This window comes from Niveispirillum sp. KHB5.9 (genome assembly GCF_048066115.1).
Lineage (GTDB): Bacteria > Pseudomonadota > Alphaproteobacteria > Azospirillales > Azospirillaceae > Niveispirillum.
This window is the reverse complement of sequence record NZ_JBLTYX010000063.1, coordinates 1-1,308: the sequence shown is the minus strand read 5'-3', so window position 1 is coordinate 1,308 and position 1,308 is coordinate 1. Positions and strand designations below refer to the sequence as shown.

Annotated in this window: 2 protein-coding genes; both read right to left on the bottom strand. The window is 67.3% G+C overall.

Annotated features, from left to right (window positions below; genetic code table 11):
- The coding region (locus ACM9HJ_RS30940) for an ATP-binding protein (RefSeq protein WP_416575661.1) at positions 1-453 on the bottom strand (453 nt) is incomplete at its 3' end.
- Positions 440-1,308 (bottom strand): Mu transposase domain-containing protein (locus ACM9HJ_RS30935; protein WP_416575660.1); only part of this gene is annotated, 869 nt, incomplete at its 5' end. The genes ACM9HJ_RS30940 and ACM9HJ_RS30935, both read right to left, overlap by 14 nt.

The window sequence follows — 1,308 nt, the reverse complement described above, 5'->3', positions numbered from 1 at the left end:
GCCCTGCCGTCCGCCCCGCGCCTCGGCATCGAGACGGTTGACCAGATCGACGACAGTGTGGAACCGGACCCTGGCGCCGCCACGGATGCAGGACCGGGCGATTGCGATGGCGAGGTGGCTCTTGCCGGTTCCGGTGCCGCCGACCAGCACGACGTTGCGCTGTTCGGCCAGGAACGATCCGGTGGCCAGGTCGCGGATCAGCGCCTCGTTGACCGGCGTGCCGGAGAAATCGAACTGGGCCAGGTCCTTGGCCAGCGGCAGGCGGGCGATGGTCATCTGGTACTTGATCGACCGCGCCTCCTTCTCGGCGATCTCGGCCTTCAGCAGTTCGCCGATGATACGGGGTACAGGGTATTGCCGCTTGAGCCCGTCGGCGATCACCTCGTCAAAGGCGGCGCGCATGCCGGTGAGTTTCAGCGTGCCCATGATCTCCAGGATTTCATGACGCTCCATTGACCGTTCTCCGCAGGCTGTCATACCGCCCGCAATCGGCCACCGGTGCATGCCGGAGGGTCAGGGCGGCGGGGGTGAGGATGCTGACGGGGTTGGGCGGCTCCCGACGCCGGGACAGGATGTTCAGCACCACGTCCCTGGAATGCACCCCATTGTGCAGGGCCTCGGCACAGGCCGCCTCCACGGCGGCCAGCCCGTCGGTCAGCACGGCAGCCAGGATATCCACCATTTGCCGATCGCCATCGGCGGAGCCGGCCAGCTTGGCCCGGATCCGGCCCAGGCTGCCGGGCAGGGTCCAGTCCTTGAACGGTGCCCCGTTGCGCAACGCTCCCGGCTTGCGGGCCAGGACAGGCACATAATGCCAGGGATCGTAGACCGTCCCGCCCCGGCCGAACTGCCTCGGGTGATCGGCCACCACGGCGCCGTCCTGTCGGATCAATATCCGCTCGGCATACGCATGGACCTCCACCGGCCGGCCGACGGCACGCGCCTGGACGGAATATTTGTTGTTGTCGAACCGGACCAGACAGGTTCGCGATACCGAGGCCGGATTACTGTGGAACCCGTCGAACGGTCCGGCATAGGCCACCAGATGCGGCCTCTCGGCCTCGAACATCTCCCACACCGTCCGGTCGCCCCGTTCCGGATGGCGATGCGCCCGGGCATGGGAGACGCAGCGGTCCAGCAGCCAGGCATTCATCTCCGCGTAGGTCTTGAACCGCAGTCGCGGCGTAAAGAACCGCTCCCGCACCAGGCCGACCTGGTTCTCCACCTGGCCTTTCTCCCAGCCCGCCGCCGGCGTGCAGGCCACCGGTTCCACCAGATAATGCGCGCACATCTGGGCAAAGCGGCGGT